General features: G+C 57.7%; 13 protein-coding genes. 6 read left to right on the top strand and 7 right to left on the bottom strand.

The genetic code is table 11. The annotated features are described in order from the left end of the window. Positions 1-1248 precede the first annotated feature (1248 nt). The 5 genes from IF803_RS28945 (at position 1249) to IF803_RS28925 (ending at position 7391) form a co-directional block, all read left to right on the top strand. Positions 1249-2349, top strand: a complete 1101-nt coding sequence (locus IF803_RS28945; RefSeq protein WP_461194400.1) for an ABC transporter substrate-binding protein — start codon at positions 1249-1251, stop codon at positions 2347-2349. Positions 2350-2405: 56 nt separating this feature from the next. Continuing rightward, complete coding sequence (locus tag IF803_RS28940) at positions 2406-3533, top strand: ABC transporter ATP-binding protein (RefSeq protein ID WP_461194399.1); 1128 nt, start codon at positions 2406-2408, stop codon at positions 3531-3533. A 110-nt stretch (positions 3534-3643) separates the two neighbouring features. After that, complete coding sequence (locus IF803_RS28935) at positions 3644-4423, top strand: ABC transporter permease (RefSeq protein ID WP_461194442.1); 780 nt, start codon at positions 3644-3646, stop codon at positions 4421-4423. Continuing rightward, positions 4420-5208 (top strand): ABC transporter permease, encoded by a 789-nt coding sequence (locus IF803_RS28930; RefSeq protein WP_461194397.1) that lies wholly within the window; start codon positions 4420-4422, stop codon positions 5206-5208. The genes IF803_RS28935 and IF803_RS28930 overlap by 4 nt, the downstream gene beginning before the upstream one ends. A 524-nt stretch (positions 5209-5732) precedes the next feature. Then, positions 5733-7391 carry an MFS transporter gene (locus IF803_RS28925; RefSeq protein ID WP_461194396.1) on the top strand — a complete coding sequence of 553 codons (1659 nt, stop codon included), beginning with the start codon at positions 5733-5735 and terminating at the stop codon, positions 7389-7391. 593 nt (positions 7392-7984) lie between these two features. On the opposite strand, the gene IF803_RS28920 is transcribed toward IF803_RS28925, so the two are convergent. The 7 genes from IF803_RS28920 to IF803_RS28890 form a co-directional block, all read right to left on the bottom strand. Then, positions 7985-8809 (bottom strand): Crp/Fnr family transcriptional regulator, encoded by an 825-nt coding sequence (locus IF803_RS28920; RefSeq protein WP_461194395.1) that lies wholly within the window; start codon positions 8807-8809, stop codon positions 7985-7987. Between the two features lie 709 nt (positions 8810-9518). Further along, positions 9519-10535: an FAD-dependent oxidoreductase gene (locus IF803_RS28915; protein WP_461194393.1), complete on the bottom strand. Its 1017-nt coding sequence runs from the start codon at positions 10533-10535 to the stop codon at positions 9519-9521. Further along, a complete protein-coding gene (locus tag IF803_RS28910; RefSeq protein ID WP_461194391.1) occupies positions 10532-11251 on the bottom strand; it encodes a class II aldolase/adducin family protein in 720 nt (239 codons plus the stop codon). The genes IF803_RS28915 and IF803_RS28910 overlap by 4 nt, the downstream gene beginning before the upstream one ends. 1 nt (position 11252) lies before the next feature. Then, positions 11253-13679, bottom strand: coding sequence for an SUMF1/EgtB/PvdO family nonheme iron enzyme (locus IF803_RS28905; protein ID WP_461194389.1), 2427 nt, complete (start codon positions 13677-13679; stop codon positions 11253-11255). A 165-nt stretch (positions 13680-13844) separates the two neighbouring features. Next, positions 13845-14459: a hypothetical protein gene (locus IF803_RS28900; protein ID WP_461194387.1), complete on the bottom strand. Its 615-nt coding sequence runs from the start codon at positions 14457-14459 to the stop codon at positions 13845-13847. A 5-nt stretch (positions 14460-14464) separates the two neighbouring features. Next, a complete protein-coding gene (locus tag IF803_RS28895; RefSeq protein WP_461194386.1) occupies positions 14465-15421 on the bottom strand; it encodes a 2-hydroxyacid dehydrogenase in 957 nt (318 codons plus the stop codon). A 16-nt stretch (positions 15422-15437) separates the two neighbouring features. Continuing rightward, positions 15438-16190, bottom strand: coding sequence for an iron-containing redox enzyme family protein (locus IF803_RS28890; protein ID WP_461194385.1), 753 nt, complete (start codon positions 16188-16190; stop codon positions 15438-15440). A 1999-nt stretch (positions 16191-18189) separates the two neighbouring features. Between IF803_RS28890 and IF803_RS28885 the strand changes: the two genes are divergently transcribed. Then, on the top strand, positions 18190-18461 hold a 272-nt coding region (locus IF803_RS28885), incomplete at its 3' end, for a hypothetical protein (protein WP_461194384.1).

Raw genomic sequence — 18461 nt, 5'->3', positions numbered from 1 at the left:
CTTCGTGTCTGCGGGAATCCGGGCGCTGTGCACGACACCAGATGGAGTACTGCTCGCTCTAAATGTGACAGGAACAGCATGGCAGGAAAGACAGAGGGCGGTGGCTCAGTTTCGTCTCGATTGACAGCGCGACACCGCTGCCGATGCACGCGGGCACGAGTCCTTCGAATCCGGATCTCGGCCGTCGGCCTATCTCCGGCTTGCCTCCAGGTGCCTCAACGCGTGTATGCTTCGTATTCGCTTACGACGCTGGTAAGAGCGTGCCCCTTATTTGACACCTCGCCCTCGCATTGAGCGAGTGTGACGCCAAAATATTGCGGCACGAGTTTTCGCACATGGGAGGGAGCAGCAAGCGTCCCAATACAATTCGATGAAAGTGTTCAATCGGATTCGACTCGTAGCGCAATGCCGTTCTTGGGATAAGGCCACTAAGCGCATAGTGCAGTCTACACGAGAGTAGTCGCCGCTACTGGCGTGAGCTGCGACGAATCGTCGTCTGCATCAAGGCTGGCAGGTCACTCCATCCTCATATTGCGCTACCGACGCAAAATTTCCCAGTTCAGCGTTTAGTCTAATGCCTGCCCTCATCAGAGATTAGTGGTGATCGTATCGATGGGCTAGCCGCGTGGGTCGAAATGGGGAATTGATCAAATGGTCAGAGCAGGCTTGTCAAAGTAGATAAGCTCGCGCGAGCCTCGGGAGCGCCATCCGAGGAGCGAGATCATCGTCTTGACAGTGCGCAATTTGCGGGCCCGGATCGGCGAATACCCGAAACCACGACAATTATCTGAGCACACCGGACACAAATACGACAGTTGCTGACGCCACGCTCTCTTGTCTCGCGGAAGAAAGGGCATTCACTTCCGGTTACTGCGCAATTCCACGCAGGATGAAGCAATCGCGCACCTTCAATCTGGCTCTCTCGCGCCGCTTTGGGACGCGGGTCTGATACCCGGACGTGTCTGCAAGCGGGAAATTCGGAGTACTCACCGCCTAAAACCGCGCCAGGTCCGACATTTCGAAGAATCTCGCCGTTCCCGCGCTCTTTTAGTCGAATTTCTGCGCGAACGGTCATTACGATGCCCGTGCGGCGGGTGCCTAACCAGCCAATTCTGGGGGGAGCGTTCATTGGGCGATCGAATCTGATCGCGTGTCACTTCGACTTACCGTCGCAGCTTCGGACAGAGCCCGAATACTCGGCGAATCGGTTGGAGCTGCAGCTTCACTTGCACAGTGAGGGAGACTTTCGTGGTTAACCCGATCTCAATCGACCGTCGGCGCGCAGTCGGCTTGATCACCGCCTCAATTGCGGCCCCCTTCGTGATTCGGCCAGCGGGCGCGCAATCGGCTTTGCCCGATCAAAAGATTCCCGACATCCTGAAGGGCTCGGGGGAGCTGCGCATCGCCGGCTACGGCGGCATCGGTCAGGAGGCGCAGCGGAGAGCCTATTTCGAGCCTTTCGAGAAAGCGACCAGCATCAAGGTGCGCGACTTCACCGACGCCGATGGGGCCAAGGTCAAAGCGATGGTTGACACCGGCAATGTCGAATGGGACCTGGTAGGGGCGGGTCGCGGCACCATTATGAGCCTGATGAAGACCGGCGACTATTTCGAGAAGATCGACTACTCGCTGATCGACGATGGAGTCGGCAACGAATATCGCTTCGAATATGGGCTGGAGATGACGGTTTGGTGCATCGTGCTGGGCTACCGCACCGATGCTTTCAAAGGCGCCGCGCCCGCGAACTGGGCGGATTTCTGGGACATCCGCAAGTTCCCCGGCCCCCGCGCCATGTGGGGCATCGGCCCTGGCGCTCCGGAGATGGAGATCGCGTTGCTAGCGGCCGGCGTGCCGTCGGACAAGCTATATCCGCTCGACGTCGATAAGGCGTTGGCCAGCTACGAAAAGATCAAGAATAGTGTGGCCAAGTGGTACGCCACGGGTGCTGCACCCGGGCAGATGCTGACCGATCGCGAGGTCGTGATGACCACCGCCTTCAGCGGCCGCACCGTCCCGCTGCAGCAGCAAGGCTTGCCGATAGGGGTCTGTTGGAATCAGGCGATCGCCAAGCGCGATGCCTGGGCTATCCCCAAGGGAGCCAAGAACAAGGCCAATGCCATGAAATTCATCGCCTATTCGACGATGGCCATCCCACAGGCGCGTTTCTCAATGGCCGCGCCCTACGGGCCCGTCAATACGAACGCCAACGAGTATATCCCGCCCGCGCAATTAAGGCTGCTGCCGAGCGCCCCCGAGATTAAGAAGCAGCTGGTGTCTTACAACTACGATTGGTGGGTTGAGAACCAAGCCGCGGCCAATGCTAAGTTCGCCAACTGGCTGCTCGGTTAGCGCGTCCTTTTTCGATCCCGAGTGCAGCGGGCCACTGCTGGGGAATACCGCAGTCTATGAAACAAGCATCGAGCCTTGTGACTTCGCCGCAGCAGGATAGTTGTAGCCGCGGCGCACGGGTGTCTCTCACCGATCTGAAGAAGAATTACGCAGGCGTCGCGGCCATCGCCGGTGTCTCACTCGATATCTGCTCGAGTGAATTCCTCACCCTGCTGGGACCCAGCGGCTCTGGTAAGACCTCGACGCTCATGATGATCGCGGGCTTTGAGGTTCCGAGCTCGGGCGATATCTCGATTGATGGGGTATCAGTGATCTGCGAGCCGCCTTATCGCCGCAACATCGGTATGGTGTTCCAAAACTACGCCCTCTTTCCGCACCTGACAGTGGCCGAAAACATTGGTTTTCCGCTGAAACAACGTGGAGTGCCGAAGGCAGAGCGAGAAAGGCTAGTCGGCGAGGTTTTGGAGCTTGTGCGCCTTGCGGGCTATGGGGGGCGGTATCCACGACAGCTGTCCGGCGGGCAGCAACAGCGCGTGGCGGTAGCACGCGCCATCGTCTTCAAGCCACGGCTACTCCTGATGGACGAGCCCCTCGGCGCGCTCGACAAGCAGCTTCGCGAGAACCTGCAGCTTGAGATGAGGCGCCTGCACGCCGACCTGCGCATCACCTTCATCTACGTCACGCATGACCAGGAAGAAGCGCTGACCATGTCGGATCGCATCGCCGTCATGAACGAGGGGAAGGTGGCGCAGATCGGCCGGCCGGAGGACCTCTACAACCGGCCTTGCAGTCGCTTCGTTGCGGGCTTCATCGGCGAGTCCAACTTCATGCCGGCCGTGGTGCGGGGCGTCGAGAACGATATCGTGGTAGCCGAGTGCGCGGGGGTACCAGTTCGCGCCTTCTCCTCGATGCGGCCAGCGAGTGGTACCAAGGTCACCCTGACGACGCGGCCCGAGCGCCTGCGGTTCGCCAACCGGGTTGCAGAGTGCGGTCCCACCGTCAACCGGATGAGCGTCACCGTGACCGAGGCGGTGTTCACCGGCGAGCGCTGCCGATACCTCGTGAAAGCCGATGACGGGACCTCGATGGTGCTGAAGGAACCAACCAGTGCCGCCGTCTCTCGCCGTACTCCCGGCGAGCGCGCGGAGATCGCTTGGTCAGCCGCCGACACCATCCTTGTGTAGGACTCGGCATGACTAAAGTAATCATGGTCCCGCGGACGGAACGGCTCAGCTGGAATAGGCCGTTTCGCCAGACAGCCCCCCTGCTTCTAACGGTACCGCTCTTGCTCTTCATGCTGGCGTTCTACGTCGTACCGGTCGTAGCGATGCTGATGCACAGCATCAACGATCCCGTTTGGTCTTTAGATCACTATGCGGCGCTGACGGGAGATGTTGTCTTCCTGAAGACGTTCTGGACCACACTTAGTACCTCCGTGGTCGTCACGTTCGCAACGCTGGTGCTTGGCTACCCCGTCGCACTCGCCCTGGCGCACGCCCGCTCGGCAGCTCCCCTCATCATGATCTGCATCATGCTGCCGTTCTGGACCTCTGTGCTCGTGCGCAGCTATTCATGGATGGTGCTGCTCGGCCGGCACGGCCTGATCAACGAGGCCCTGGTGGCGCTCGGGTTGATTGAGGAACCGATCCGGCTGCTGAACACGACACTCGCAACCGAAATCGCAATGAGCCACATCCTGCTGCCCTACATGATCCTGCCGATCGCCAACGCGCTGCGACAGATCGACCCATCGCTCGCGCGCGCGGCCTCGGGCCTGGGCGCCTCGCCTTTGGGCACATTCCGCCAGATCACCCTGCCGCTGTCGATGCCCGGCGTGTTGGCTGGCCTGCTGTTGGTGTTTGTGCTGGCGCTGGGGTTCTACATCACGCCCGCCCTCGTGGGCGACGCGCGCGACGCCACGCTCTCCATGCTGATCGCGCAGCAGGTCGATCAGTTGAAATGGGGCTATGCGGCCGCACTGTCCGCGGTGTTACTAGCGAGCGCGCTCGCGCTGATCGCGGTGGCCCAGTGCCTGCCGGGCGTTGGCAACGCCTATCGGATAAACCTGCGATGAGCGTTGCGCGAGTTCTAGCGGCCCGCCTGCTGCCAACGACCATGGTCGGGTTGATCCTGTTATTCCTCGCCTTCCCGATCATCGTGGTGTTCATCGTCTCCTTCTCCTCGGCGCCGTATCTCACGTTCCCGCCGCCCGGCTTCGGCCTGAGGTGGTACAGGGCGTATTTCGGCAGTGCGAACTGGCTGGAATCGACCTGGCTCAGTGTCTGGGTGGCGGGAGCCGTTGTTGCGCTTTCCACTACCCTCGGAACGCTTGCGGCAATCGGCATTGTCCACCTGCCGCGGCCTTTGCGCATGGCAACGGTCGCGCTGATTCTTTCGCCGATGATCGTGCCGGTGATCATTGTCGCAATCGGCGTCTATTATGCGTACGCACGCTTTGGATTAATCGGCTCGCCGGTGGCAATCGTTCTGGCGCACACGTGTCTTGCCGTGCCATTCGTCGTAACCAGTGTTAGCGCCAGCCTCGCCGCCATTGATCCCAGGCTCGAACAGGCGGCGCTCAGCTTGGGGGCCACGCCTAGCGGCACGTTCTGGCAAGTGACCTTGCCACTGATCCGGCCAGGCGTGCTTGCCGGCGCACTGTTTGCGTTCATTGCCTCCTTCGACGAGGTGGTCATCGCAATGTTCCTGTCGGGTTCCGGCGCGATCACTTTGCCGCGGCGCATGTGGGATGACATACGCTTCGAGATCAATCCCACGATCGCCGCCGTATCGACGCTCACGGTCGTCTTAGCGGCGTTGCTGCTCACTGCGCACTTCCTGCTCAAGAGATCTGATTAAACCCATCGCTCCCAATCCTGACCTCGCATGCAGTCAGCATCCCAATACATTTCTTCCGATCAGGGCTGGATCGTGCTTTTCAGTGAAAGCTCGGGATCCCTCGAACAGTGAGCTGCGTCCATTTAATAGCTGCGAACGAAAGTGGCCCCATCCAAGTCGCCTATTATACGTAGAAGGCGTCACGGCTCCGACGAAGTGCCGCACGTCGTGCGGGCAGATTCGCTCTCCTGCAGCTCTATTCGCAATTTATAACGTTGAGAGCGTCGTGGTGAGATTGAGCGGCGGCTGCCTGACGTGGAAGACCTAAGAGATGCCTTGTTTGGAGACATTCTCAGATCCTGCTGTGATTTTTTCCGCCATGACACCTATCGGGGCAGAGCGACGGCTGGTTGGCACCGCTTTGCAGGATGCGATCGTAGCGAATTACAGCGGAAAGCGTTTTCCGGAACGGGCACCTCACGATTTTCTCGGACCATTACTAACGCGCTCCAGGATCAACCATCGTTAGCGAAGGGGGCGCCTACATGAATGATTCGCCCAAACCCCAGGCGTGCCGCGCCGATAACATTGCGGCGCCCCTGCGCTATGTTACTTTTCGACGCGTCTGGCTGGCCAGCCTGTTGTCAAATCTCGGGATCTTGATCCAAGGAGTGGGGGCGGCTTGGTCGATGACGCAGATGACGTCGTCGGCCGACCGGGTCGCGCTTGTGCAGACCGCGCTTATGCTGCCGGTGATGTTGATTTCGATACCGGCCGGCGCCATTGCCGATATGCACGACCGCCGCCTCGTCGCTTTGGGTGCCCTCTCAATTGAGCTTTGCGGCGCAATCGCGCTGGCAATTTTCGACTTGGCGGGTCTCATGACTCCAAACTTTTTGCTGTTGTCTTGCTTTCTGATCGGTAGCGGCATGGCGTTAAGGGCGCCAGCCTGGCAATCCTCCGTCAGTGAGCAGGTGCCGACCGAGGCACTGCCCGCCGCAATTACGCTTACCGGTATGAGCTACAACATCGCGCGCAGCTTCGGACCCGCGATCGGTGGCATTGTGGTTGCGAGTGCTGGCGCACTTGCCGCCTTTGCAATCAGCGGATTGCTGTACCTGCCACTCATGGTCGCGCTGTTCCTATGGAAGCGCGCGCCAGAGCCATCGCGCCTACCACCAGAGCAGCTGACCCGCGCCATTGTTGCGGGCGTGCGCTACATCACAAATTCGCCATCAATCAAGATCGTGCTGACCCACACGATACTGATTGGTGCCATCGGCGGCTCGATCTCGGCACTCATGCCGCTGGTCGCGCGTGATCTGCTGCATGGGGGTGCGCGGACTTATGGCGTTATGCTTGGCGCGTTTGGTGTCGGCGCCATTGTCGGGGCGCTCGGCATTGACGAGGTACGCAAGCGCATGACCGGCGAAGCCGCTGTGCGCGCCTGCACATTGTCAATGGGCGGCGCGGTAGCGGCTGTGGCGCTGAGTCACGCTCCCATTCTAACCACGTTCGCATTGGCTTTGGTCGGCGCGGCTTGGACGATGTCCGTGACGCTGTTCAACATCGGCATTCAGCTCTCGACGCCGCGCTGGGTAGCGGCTCGTTCGCTTGCGGCGTACCATGCTGCGATTTCCGGCGGCATCGCCATTGGCAGTTGGGGTTGGGGCTGCCTCACCGATGCTGCCGGCGTGGAGATCGCGTTGCTCGTATCTTCTGCGCTCATGCTCCTTTTCCCCCTGCTTGGACTCTGGCTGCCTATCCCGCGAATTAGGGGGGATCGCCAAGACGCCGAAATGCTAGCCGATCCAGAGGTACAGCTTGCGCTCACCGGCCGCAGCGGCCCGGTGGTCGTGGAGATCGAATATCGGGTATCGCAGGAGAGCGCCCGCGCATTCTACAATATAATGCTGGACATCCAGCTTTTCCGCCAACGTACCGGCGCGTATGGCTGGTCGATTGCTCGTGACATCGCCGATCCTGAACTTTGGACCGAGCGCTATTACTGCCCGACATGGCTCGATTATTTACGCCAGCGCAACCGCTCAACTCAATCGGAACGCGCGCTCGATCGCCAAGCGGCAGCTTTCCATATGGGCCCCGAACTCGTGCGCGTCCGCCGCATGCTGGAGCGCCCATTTGGATCGGTGCGCTGGTCGGCCGAGACACCCGATCGTGGCACGGGCACATGCGTCCGGTGATCGCGAACGCCGAGATGAAAGATCTTCGTCAAACGACACTAAGGGTCTGAAGCATCTGACTAGACAGGACACCTGTGCTGCCCGCGATGAAGGTGGCATTGTCGATGCCGACTGCTGCGACCGCACGTACCAGACCTGCGAGCTTTACTCTGATGTAAACCTCTTTGGCAAACGGCGTGCTCCATCCGAACATCTCGCCGAAATTGCCTAGTACAGCGGGTATGCAATGAGCAGTTCAGACAGATAGTTTTTGAACACGCCCGCCTCCTTCGAGCGGCTCCAGCTGAGCTGGGCCCGATCGTGCGTAGCGTTTGCGTGAAATCGTCGCCCTTAGCCACCGCGCTGAAACGTGGCAAGCCGATCCCAGCTGTGTGACTGTGATTTTGCAGCAGGGCCGGCCGCCGATGTCCAACAGGTAGCGCCTAGGAACCCGGGGTTCGTACAGCGAGCACCTACTTGCCGAGAAATGTTGCTGTCAGCTGCCCAGACCATTTGTCGAGCCCTGTGACTGCACGGATCAATACGCCCAGCGCTCTGACAGTCCGCTTCCAAAGTGAACAGAAGAGCCAAAGCAAAATGTCTGCAGCACTTTTCTAGCCGGCCGCCCCTTCCGCTGAAGTCACGGACTCGCACGAAGCATAAGCGTCTGAAACAAGCTTATAACAACCACATGCCCTTTGCTCGAGGCAGTTGCGTTCGTCAATCTCCAAGAGACCGCGCCTCTTGCGAATCAACCTCTGTTCTTCGAATTGGCTTAGAGTCTCAGTAATCCCGGCCCGGCGCAATCCCAAGACCGACGAAAGATAGTCATGGGTAACTGGAAGCACACGAGCGTCCACGGCGTCGCTAGCCAGACAGAGCCAACTCGCGAGCCGCCTTTCGCGGCCGTGCCGAACCCCGCATAATCCTGTCTGAGCGCAATGCAGGGCGAGCGCTTGATCGTACCTGGAGAGATGTTCCCGCATTTCAGGACGATCGTTCATCACGCGGCGCAAATCCTCCACACGAATCCTGTGCGCGCTTCCGGGAAAGAGCACAACAGCCTGATGCGTCGAAGTTTGTCTACCCATCAAAAGCGAAGCACCAATCGCGCCACGATACCCTATTACCGCCACCTCCAGGAGGCTCCCGGTCGCGACAATCCTGAGGGAGACGAGCCCCGACTCGACAAAATAGACATGATCAAGGGGCCTTTTCGGCTCCTGTAACACCGTCCGTTCTTTCAGGACGATCGGCTCAAGGAACTGTCCTATGGCCGCCAGGTCTTGAGGAGAACATTTCGCGAGAATTGCGTTTCTGACGAACGACCGAGGGCCGCGACCTGCCGTTCCAAGGCCGCGAAACATTTGCTGTGAATCGGACACCCGTTTCAGGATGGCATCCGCGGGGCGATCAAGCCCTTCCAAGACATCGGGCATTCGGTCGCTCATAGTGTGGTCCGTCTCTTGGCAATTGATCTAGCCGAACGACTAACTTTAGCGATTCTGCGATCTTGATTTGCGCAATGAGCCTCGTGGCGACGCCCAAATCCCGCTTCAAATCGTCCCTTTCGGCGGATTCAACGCATCGAGCGTCGGCGGCGGCCTGGCCGCCTTAGGCGACGCGCGGAGAAGCGCCTCTATGGATACGGATGGGGATAGCGTCCGATCCAGCGGTCGACATGGTCCAAGCAGGCCGATGTCGACCACGTTGAGAACGGCAAGCTCAGGAGCATCCCGGACGCCCGCGCCAGATCTTGCGAGGCGATGCAGGCTTCCACCTTGCACCATCGCCTCCACTCCGACAACGACCGTCGCCGCCACCTGCGCCGAAGGATGCCACATGGCGACGAAAGGGTCTCCTACCAGAGAGAGTGGTTAGCACTCGGCCGTCTCACCGCTCCGGCAGCCCACAGCAAGGCGCAATCGAGATCGACCATTCAGGCGAGGCTTGATGCGGATCCCCAGCGATGTAGACGCCGCGCCGCTTAGGCTGCAGTCGCGACATTCGCAAGCTACGGCAGCGATGATCCCGGATGATTCACCCAGATGGATCGCGCCCCCGCCAAACCGCCTGATTGCGGGAAGATCTGAGCAACCGTCGAGCTTCACGCATCCGAAGTTGTTCCCGTCCAAGATACTGGCTTGATCATCCGATAAGGGCGGACACGGCGTTTGCGCATCCCCAAGAGAGGCTAAATCCGGACCCGCCATGTCCGTAATTATGGATTATGCATAGGCCCGTCTCTAACACCTCTCGTTCAAGCCTGATGCCAGAGGGCCTTACTGGTCGCACCCCGACGACGAGTTGTCGGGGCCGCTCGCTTGCACTATTCCGAACCCAAGGAACGTAGCGGCCGGCGCGGGCTACTACGTCTGACCACTTAATGGTTTCGACGAGGTCATTCAGCCCAGCCTCCGCACTCCCGCCAATCATGACCTCTCCCCCCCTGGGTATCACGTAGGCCATGCCATCTGGATGGTCGTCGTCTCCAATATATTCGATGGGCGATCCGTCATCGGATGCAACCACAAAATATTGCCCTTTGTACGGTTCAAAGGCTTCGTCGTTGACAAGGGTTGCGGCCCCCAGTCCGGTGCAATTTACGACAATATCGTGTTGACAGCTGAGATCATCCAAGCGCTCGACGTGTTGTCGCCTGAACTGCACGTTCCTCTTCTCGGCCTGCTCGACCAGCCAGTTCAGATAGCAGGACATTTTCGCCGCCGGCGCCTTCAATCGGTACCCCCATTTAACAGGGGCATTCGAAAGTGAGCTAATGGAGCCATGGAGCGCGCCTTCCGGCTCATTAAACCTCCGCAGTTCGTCATCTGTTAAAAATGCGAACTCGGGTGGAATATGCGACCAACTGGGTACATGCCTCCGCTGGGCTCTAAAGAGCTCAACGCCACGAATGATTTCGACGCGGGATTCTGGATAAAGACGGGATATATCAAGCAATCGTTGCAGCGTCACTGAAGACCACTCAAGCACTTCCGCGGTTTCCGGGACGAGATACACGTGCCACACAGCCGTGGCTTTGACCGAATCCGTATCGGCTCCGAACTTGTCAGCGACGATTTGCACCTCATACCGGCTAGCTAGTACGATTGCAGTGGTAAGACCTACGACACCAGCTCCCACGACGCAGATCGACTTTGTCATCGGGAAGCCCTCGTATTTAAGAGCACACGCTGAAACGCCTTGAACAATTTTTCCGCGGCCGCAGGACGATCTTTGCGCAACTCCGTTGCTGTCTGCGTCACAACATGATCCGGAGGCGTCAATGGAGATCCTCCCAGCGATTGAGCCAGAATCTGCACTCTACATGCAACTTCCATATAATGCTGCAAATAGACCGCTTCCTCGATGTTTGGGGCCACGACGAGGAGCCCATGGTTGCGCAGCAGGCCAACTCCTCCTGTCTCGAACAGTCCCATGAGCGCAGGGTCAATCTCTGCCTCACGGAACAGTCCCTGATACTCGACACAGATCGTTTCAGGAATGAGCTCGATGGCTGTCTGCGAGACTGGAAGAAGCCCTGCGCAGGTCGTACCGACAGCTAACGCATTTTCGGAATGCGTATGTATTGCGCTACCTGGTCGCGCCCGCACCTTATGGATCAGCCGATGAAGCTTATATCCGTCGGCATTCACACCCAGCTTTTCTGGATTGAGCTTATCAATTTCATCGAGAGGAACCGTGATCCAGTCCGATGGCCTCATTTCAACGGCGAGAACGCCATCGGGATTCATGGAAACAAAGATGCGCCCTCGAGCGTCGCTCCATGCGGTTGAAATGTGATTAAATATTGCATCGACGTAATTCAGCTTTCCAAGTATTTGCCATGCATCTGTCAGCTTGGCGTTGACAAGGTGCATGTCACTTCCCTCGCTCAGCGACGCAAAGCCTTATTCCAAGATCTTCATAGGCATTGTATGGAGGATCAAAGCTTCTGAAGGTTATTTCTGCCGCTTCGATCTCGGACGATAGCCACGAGGACCCGCGCGCAACCCGATCATCCAGACCACAGACGTCTGCTTCCTGTCGGAACGACTCTTCAGAGTATGGCTTTGCTTTTGAAAGCGTCCATTCCCAGACATTGCCGACGATATCATGAAGAGCACTCGAATTGAACGGAAAGAGCCCTACAGCGCAGGGCCGAAGGGCTCTCGCCTCCTCGCTACTTTCTGCCGCCCGCAAATGAGCGTTCTCGTAAGGGGCTCCCTCAGTCCAAGGATAAGGATTGTCTCCACTCTGTTGCCGGGCCCCGCTCTCCCATTCGGCTTCTGTCGGCAGACATACCTGCTGACCTTTGTCCAGTTTTCCCTCCTTGCGAAGCCGGGTGTCGATCCAGCTCGCATAAGCCAGCGCCTCCCACCAATTCACTCCGACAACAGGTTGATTGGGCCTGTTGTGTGAAGGGGCAGACCAGTACATCGGGGACGATCGCTTTATCATTCGCTCGCATTGATCCGGGAAGTCTTTAGCAATCAGGCGCTGCCCAAGCACTTCGCTCGTGAGGTGCGTCGGCGCGACGTCCCGAGCCCGGTTCAGGACGGCATTGCGGACGTCATCATCACCGCTTGCCCACGCCCATCCTTCGGCACTCTGCCAGTGCTCCTGCTGCTTGTAGCCGCCATCATCCAGGAACTGCTTGTATTCGGCGTTGGTCACCAAGAACGCCGATAACGCAAAGCGGCTTAGCACGCCCTTGATCGGTGGTGAGGCAGGAACGCTCGAATATTTCGTTATTCTCGTGATATGGTTGGTCGATCGCCCAATCTGCCTGGGTCCGGTCTCTACCCAGAATAGCCTCGAACTGAACTCGGCCTCGAGTCTCGGATCGCCTAACGTGCCCAGAAGATCGCCGATCCGCATCCTCTTCGAGAACGGCAGCGAACGCCTGCTCAGCCACTTCAGCAGCTCGGATTGGGTCGCCAGGATCCTTTGTTTGAGGTCCCGCATCAAGTTCTGACCATGCGTGACGGATACCACTTCGCTGAGCATTTCTGCTCTAGCCAGAGCAGCTTCGATCGTGCGGCTTGAAGGCCCACCTCTCAATTCACCAACGAAGGCGTTTATTTCGTTCTTTCCTTCTTCGCTTGCCGCCCGCAGTCCGGCCCAATACCGGATCGGCGGATGCCACTTCTCGAGCAATGCGTAGCCGCGTCGCTGGGTAACCGGCCGCTTCGCCAACGCATAACCGGCCAGCACCTCGCGAAACACGTTGTGCGCGAAGTCGTATTCATTTCGCCGCAGCGGCGGCAAGATGCCATGTCCGCGCCGAATATGGGCCGCAATGCTCGTGATGAGATTTTCCCGGGTTTCGAAGGGCGTCGCTGCCGAGAGCCGGCACGTGTCTTTTGAGACACGCCGAAGGTCTTCGTCAGTCAGGATCTTTGTCCCGCCCCGTACGAGGCGTTCTTGCGCCGTGAAGGCGGCTTCCGCAAGCGCGTCCAGAATCCAGCTGCCATGGTCGGTAACGAGAAGTCTTTGATCGCCGAACAGGTGCTTTTTCATGAACAACCGGTCAACAGCTCTGAGGCACAATTGACTCACAGACGACGGGATATCCCGGCTCTCGTCCGAATAGATCGTTTGCAGGATGTTCAGCATCAACGGCGTCAAGCAAACAGCACCGAGCTCGGAGTTCGTCGAGATTGCACTGGCCACATCGAGTTTGCGCCTCTCCAGATCTACTGTGTCAAGCCCTTCTTCTGCACGAAGTCGAATCGCAACATCGTGCCAGCGAACCACTGCTTCCCTTGCCTGTTCTGGCGAGAAATTAGAGATTTCGAACAGGGCCGCCGGCCTTATCTTGGTTCGATCGTCCTCGTGCCAGTCGACCACGCGGCTGGTCACAATTGTGCTAAGGTGGCCGGTACGAAAGCTTTCGTTGTTTGGGATGTTGACGCTTCGTATCAAAGCTGCAGCCTCAATCCGTGTTGGGATCTGGTCGTCGGCTCGTTGCGTCATTGGAAGCTCGTCCAGGCCGTCGAAGATCAACGTGGCGGTCTTGAGAGATTTCTCCAATTCGAGGAGCGCCGCTTCGTCCAGCACGAGATCAACAGCTCGCAGTGCACACTCTACGATCGCGCGCTGATTGGTCCTGTCCTTTAGCTTCAAAGACGCGAGTGGCACGTAGAATGCAAAGCGGTCCAGCTTGCTTGCGAGAAATTCTTGAGCAAATCTGGTGGTCAGGAACCGAGCAAGGGTCGATTTGCCATATCCCGGATGGCCAATCACAACCGCACATTGCTCTGTGGTCGTCCAAAGAGCATTTATATCCCTGTCTCTTATACACATCTGACGCTGCCGACGAACGATGTGTATAAGAGACAGGCCAAATACTGCGCTTCGCCGTCGGCAAGTGATCTTCGAACGGAAGACGATGATGGCGCTACTCTGATCACTTTCTCTTCAGGAGTTCGCTCCCTTCTCGGGCCATCCATCTGTTCCTCGCAATATCCTCTACGAATCTCGCATACGCGGAAATTGGCTCAGCGCTGTCAGACTCCCGGTCGCGGAGCGCCGCCAATAACCGCCTTCCCGAGACACAAAATACAGGACCGGTTCTGGGATCTGGCTCGGCTCCCGATCGTCCAGCAGCGGCACATTGAATGTGTTCTGGTTGGGCAAAATCGGCCTTTGCGTATCCACCAAGGGCCGGCCCTCAGCTTCGACCCGCCAAACGTAGATCGGCGCCTTTGTCAGGTTCTGTATTTCGAGATCCCATTGGCGGCCCCTCACCAGATCTGTGACATCCTCTTTCACGACCTGCGACGTAAGCCAAAAATAGACCGCCGTCTGTTCATCAATCGATTTCTGTTCTTGTTCCTTCCGATTTTTTCCAAACTGCCAGACGAGCGACACCAACGCGGTCATGACACCGAGAAACGTCGCGCTACCGGATACAACCTGGCCCCAGGAGCCGAATTTTTGATAATCGATTGCGCCGAGCCGAATGCCCCAGTAATTGAGCGTAACGAGCATCAAACAGGAGAAGAGCAGCAGCAGGACAGCTACCCAAAGCAATGCGAACACGATCTGGTCAGTCGTGCTGCGCCGCAGTTCAGGGCCACGCATTTCGGTCACCTGACCCTATAGGTGTCCTTGCCAAATCTGATCATGTTGATGATCGATGCGACCGCCCGATTGGCCATCGCATCCCGCGCATCGCTCGTAAGCGAAGCAATATGGCCGGTTATCATCAGGCGTGACGGTATGTGCAACTTCGCAGCACCGGCGATCTCGGCCTGCTCGTAGAATCCATCGAAGGCTGCATAGCCGAGCTTTCCTGACGAAAGGGCGTCCAACAAAGCTGTTGGGTCGACGATCTCAGCGCGCGCGCTGTTGATCAGAATGAGCCCGGGCCTGAACCTGTCAAACTGCCTTTGCCCGATCAAACCGCGCGTTTCGGGATTGCCTGGCGTCATGACAATCAGAACGTCGACACTCTCCGAAAGCTCGTCAAGCGGCCGGTAAGTCAGCCCAAGGCGCGCCTCCTCGGCTGGCTTTCGCGTCCTTGAGAAGTAAGAGACGGAACAATTAATGCCCCACCTCAGGATTTCAGCAATACGAGTGCCAATACCGCCGAGCCCCACGATTCCCACATGCAGATTCGCCAAATCTCTTTGTTTTTCTTCCTTCCCGGAATTTCCCTCAGAATACGCCAGCGCATATTGATGGATACGGCGAGTCGAGTTCAAAAGCAGGCCCATCGTGAATTCGGCAACGGCATTGCTGAGAGTACCGGGCGTGTTGGTGACTGCGATCCCGCACCTCTCAGCCGCATCGGCATCGATAAATGATTGGTACCCCATTCCAAGGAAGGCAATTATCTTGAGTTTCTTTGCGCCTTGAAGTGCTTTTGCTGTTGCAAACTCATCTCCGCCCAAGAGGTATCCCGCCTTGTCTGCCAGGACTGCCGCGAGTTCATCCTCGGATAACAGATGCGTCGGATTCTCGACCACAAACCCCGCTTCAACCAGCGGCTTTAGCAATTCCTTGCGGACGCTCGTGCCAGTTACCAAGATCTTGTCTGACATGGTCAGTTCCTTTTTGTTAAAGGCCCAGTTGCGCTTCGCGCAGCAGCTCGTCATAGTAGCGCACCCTGGCGCTGACGCCGTCCGACGCGCCGGCCAGATACTGGCGCGCGTCATAACCTAGCTTTTCAAGCGCGGTCGCCGCTTCTGCAATGAGGCGGGTATGCGCCTCGTCTTCGCCAATGTTCGCCTGAAGGAAGCTTTTGTAGTCTGCTGATGGCAAAGCAGCATCGAAACACGCCTCTACCGCTCGATACTCGGCGAGAAGCATTTGCTCATTTCCGACACCAAGAGCTCCAAGCGCTCGCATTGGGGCAGCCTCGGTTTGCTGCAAAGCCTCGATGAAAGATGCGACCGCTTCGGTTACTTTGACCGGTCGATCTGATAGCCCAATGGACCTGCACAACTTCCAAATGAGCCACGGGTGGGAACGATCTGCGATCCCGGCGCGGACTGAGCTGTGTTCGCCATCGACGACCGGCATCAGGAGTGAGCGAACGTGAACATTCGCAATCTTGGCAATCACTCTGAGCAGGATCTGCGAAAACGGGTTGGTGACGATAGCCTCCTGGCTCGCCCAAAGCGCTAGAGCATCTGGGTGATTCTTTGCGTACTCGAAAAAGGGATGCACCTCTATTCTGGCGCGCCGCTCAATCGCTTCCGCTTCGGCGACAAATGGGGCTATCGGCCAATGGACAATCGGCTGGAAATATTTGTCCACCGGAAACACCGTCCTTGGCAAAACATCGCTATTCATAGCTTCCTTCAGCATTCCTAGCGCCCCCTCCGTGCGACCTCATAATATGATCAAAGTATGTATTCACCGCGATTCCATCGTCTTTCGCAGTACTCCAATCTGCTCAAGACCCAGAAGCACGCCCGCTTTGACGGGTTGCGAGCTTGGGGGCGCACGGCGCTATTCATTAAAGAAGCATCAACGCAATGGCGCGGCGGCTGCACGTCCATTGCAACTAATGCCACCTATTCGGCCGTTATCGCCTTCCTGGTACAGGCCTTACCCATCCCGCCGAGCCAAACCCGGAGATATTCGCAGATGGCTGCTTGCAAGACGTTGCACAGCCCATTTTTATTTTAGTCACCAGATCAAGGCCCTACCTGCAGTTCGCCGTTCAGCCGAACTCTTGTAATTGGAACAGCGACGAGAAGTTGCGAGACAAACGGCCAAATCGCGCAGGAATTCAGCGATTTTTTAGGCCCCTGCGCAGCATCGAGGCCAACACCATTGTCTGCAACGTCGCGAGCTCGCGAGACCGCGGTCCGTCGGGCCGCCCATAAGGATGTCGTGAGTCGAACTAGCTGCTGATAACGAGCAGGCAGCGCGCAAGACCAGATTCCAGGGCGAGTCCACCGCGTTCTAGAGGATGAAAACCCCCGAGTCCGACGCGCCCCAAGCGCGTCAGCTAATCCTGTTTTGGAGACTTCGGCATCAAACAGCCGCACACTGAGGCGCAGCGCATTTTTTATCTTCGATGAAATCCTCATAAATCCGACGTAGAGCAGGTGACGCCGTGTATCCTGAAAACGCCGATTTGCTGCCAACAGAATCCCGCCTATCGAGTTGATCCGTCGTCGGACCTGATCAAAATACATCCTGCCATTTGTCGGGGACAATGGCAGCCTCATAGATGTTGTCGATCAGGTCTTCGGTAATCCGCAACATGATGCTCCGCTCCTCATATCCCCCAGAAGATATGACGGCCCATGCGTGACACACACAACGGATCGAGTAGCGGTTCCCGCACTGAATAATCTCCCATACAGCTTTAGGGCCAACGACGTCGGTCGTTTGATCGCGAGAGTATCTGTCAAGCGTTCTGAATCAAGCCGGGTAGCATGATTGTGCGAAACGATCCAATTTGAAGCGGGCGGAGCACACTCGGGTGAGAAGTGCGATAGTTCGTCCGTCACGTACCGTACCGGTCAGAGCAAAGCTCTCAATGTTGCCATTGTATCGACGCGCGGAGGGCGCACCTCTATTCTTCGTGCAGGACTAATCTGGTCGAGATCGCGCAGGCCGCGACGGAAGGGCGGAGAATGCACTACTTTTCAAAATGCCCCCGTTGAGGAAACAGCGGCTCTGACGATGCTGTCCATAAATGTCAGAACTGCGGGACTGTTTTTTGTAAAGAATGCGGAAAGTCGCGGCTCGGAGATGTGTGCCCGCACTGTGACGATGGCTCCGCGCCACAAGTCGGCAAATTAGATAGAGCGCGATTCTGCAATTGCCCCCGTTTCTCCCGCTGATCGAGGTGAAACGCGAATGCTCCGTCGTGGCCACGAGGATGGCGACCAGCCTAGGCTTGCTTCTCAACGGTCAGGGCTGCAGAACTTGGGCGTCGGGAAGCATTGAGTGCGCCGCGCGCCGTTGATCAAGCAGCTTGACCTCAATATCAAGGGGGCAGCTAGGACCTAGGCAAGCGGCTCTGCTGTGCAGAGAGCACGACAGGGCCGCCGCCAAGGCAGCAGGGCCGAGGGCAACGGCACTGCGAAGTCCACCTAGCCTGCAAGAAGTAAATATACACGGAATCGACAGCTCTAAGGTTGATCTTGATAGCGCAGGCGTATCGTTGGAGTCTCTCAGAGAAGTCTCAATCCCGTTGAGCCAGATGGCCCTACGTACGATCTGTACCGTATTGGCGATCAGCGTCCATGGTCACGTCCTAAGTCATATCAGATTCATCGCATCTTGTAGCGAAGTTGTCACGACTTCGAGCCCGGGCGTCGTCCAATTTGGCGCGCAACATGCCCGCATGTTCAAACATCGCATCAAAGATGATAGAGTTGAGATGCCGGTCGGTGACGACAATTCGCCGAAGCCGTATGGTTCTCTGAAAATTCCCGACTGTTTGAAAGCCGCTGTAGAGTTAGTCGGCTGGCACACTCGGCTCGCCAAGAAAATGCCCGTTGCGTTACACGGCGCCACAAAGCAGCAGGCGTGGAGCACACGTTCAACCTCACCCCAGACAGCCGCCTTGTCTTTCAGCGCATTCGCTCCAAAACTGCCGGCTTGCATTACTCAACC

It is taken from the genome of Bradyrhizobium sp. UFLA06-06 (assembly GCF_054820065.1).
Note: the sequence above shows the minus strand (reverse complement) of the source record. Positions and strands in the feature narration are given on the sequence as shown.

Bases quoted from the DNA above. Each gene is read 5' to 3' on its own strand.
- IF803_RS28940 (WP_461194399.1), top strand. From the start codon at position 2,406: ATGAAACAAGCATCGAGCCTTGTGACTTCGCCGCAGCAGGATAGTTGT.
- IF803_RS28935 (WP_461194442.1), top strand. From the start codon at position 3,644: ATGCTGGCGTTCTACGTCGTACCGGTCGTAGCGATGCTGATGCACAGC.
- IF803_RS28930 (WP_461194397.1), top strand. From the start codon at position 4,420: ATGAGCGTTGCGCGAGTTCTAGCGGCCCGCCTGCTGCCAACGACCATG.
- IF803_RS28925 (WP_461194396.1), top strand. From the start codon at position 5,733: ATGAATGATTCGCCCAAACCCCAGGCGTGCCGCGCCGATAACATTGCG.
- IF803_RS28920 (WP_461194395.1), bottom strand. From the start codon at position 8,809: ATGCCCGATGTCTTGGAAGGGCTTGATCGCCCCGCGGATGCCATCCTG.
- IF803_RS28915 (WP_461194393.1), bottom strand. From the start codon at position 10,535: ATGACAAAGTCGATCTGCGTCGTGGGAGCTGGTGTCGTAGGTCTTACC.
- IF803_RS28910 (WP_461194391.1), bottom strand. From the start codon at position 11,251: ATGCACCTTGTCAACGCCAAGCTGACAGATGCATGGCAAATACTTGGA.
- IF803_RS28905 (WP_461194389.1), bottom strand. From the start codon at position 13,679: ATGTGTATAAGAGACAGGGATATAAATGCTCTTTGGACGACCACAGAG.
- IF803_RS28900 (WP_461194387.1), bottom strand. From the start codon at position 14,459: ATGCGTGGCCCTGAACTGCGGCGCAGCACGACTGACCAGATCGTGTTC.
- IF803_RS28895 (WP_461194386.1), bottom strand. From the start codon at position 15,421: ATGTCAGACAAGATCTTGGTAACTGGCACGAGCGTCCGCAAGGAATTG.
- IF803_RS28890 (WP_461194385.1), bottom strand. From the start codon at position 16,190: ATGCTGAAGGAAGCTATGAATAGCGATGTTTTGCCAAGGACGGTGTTT.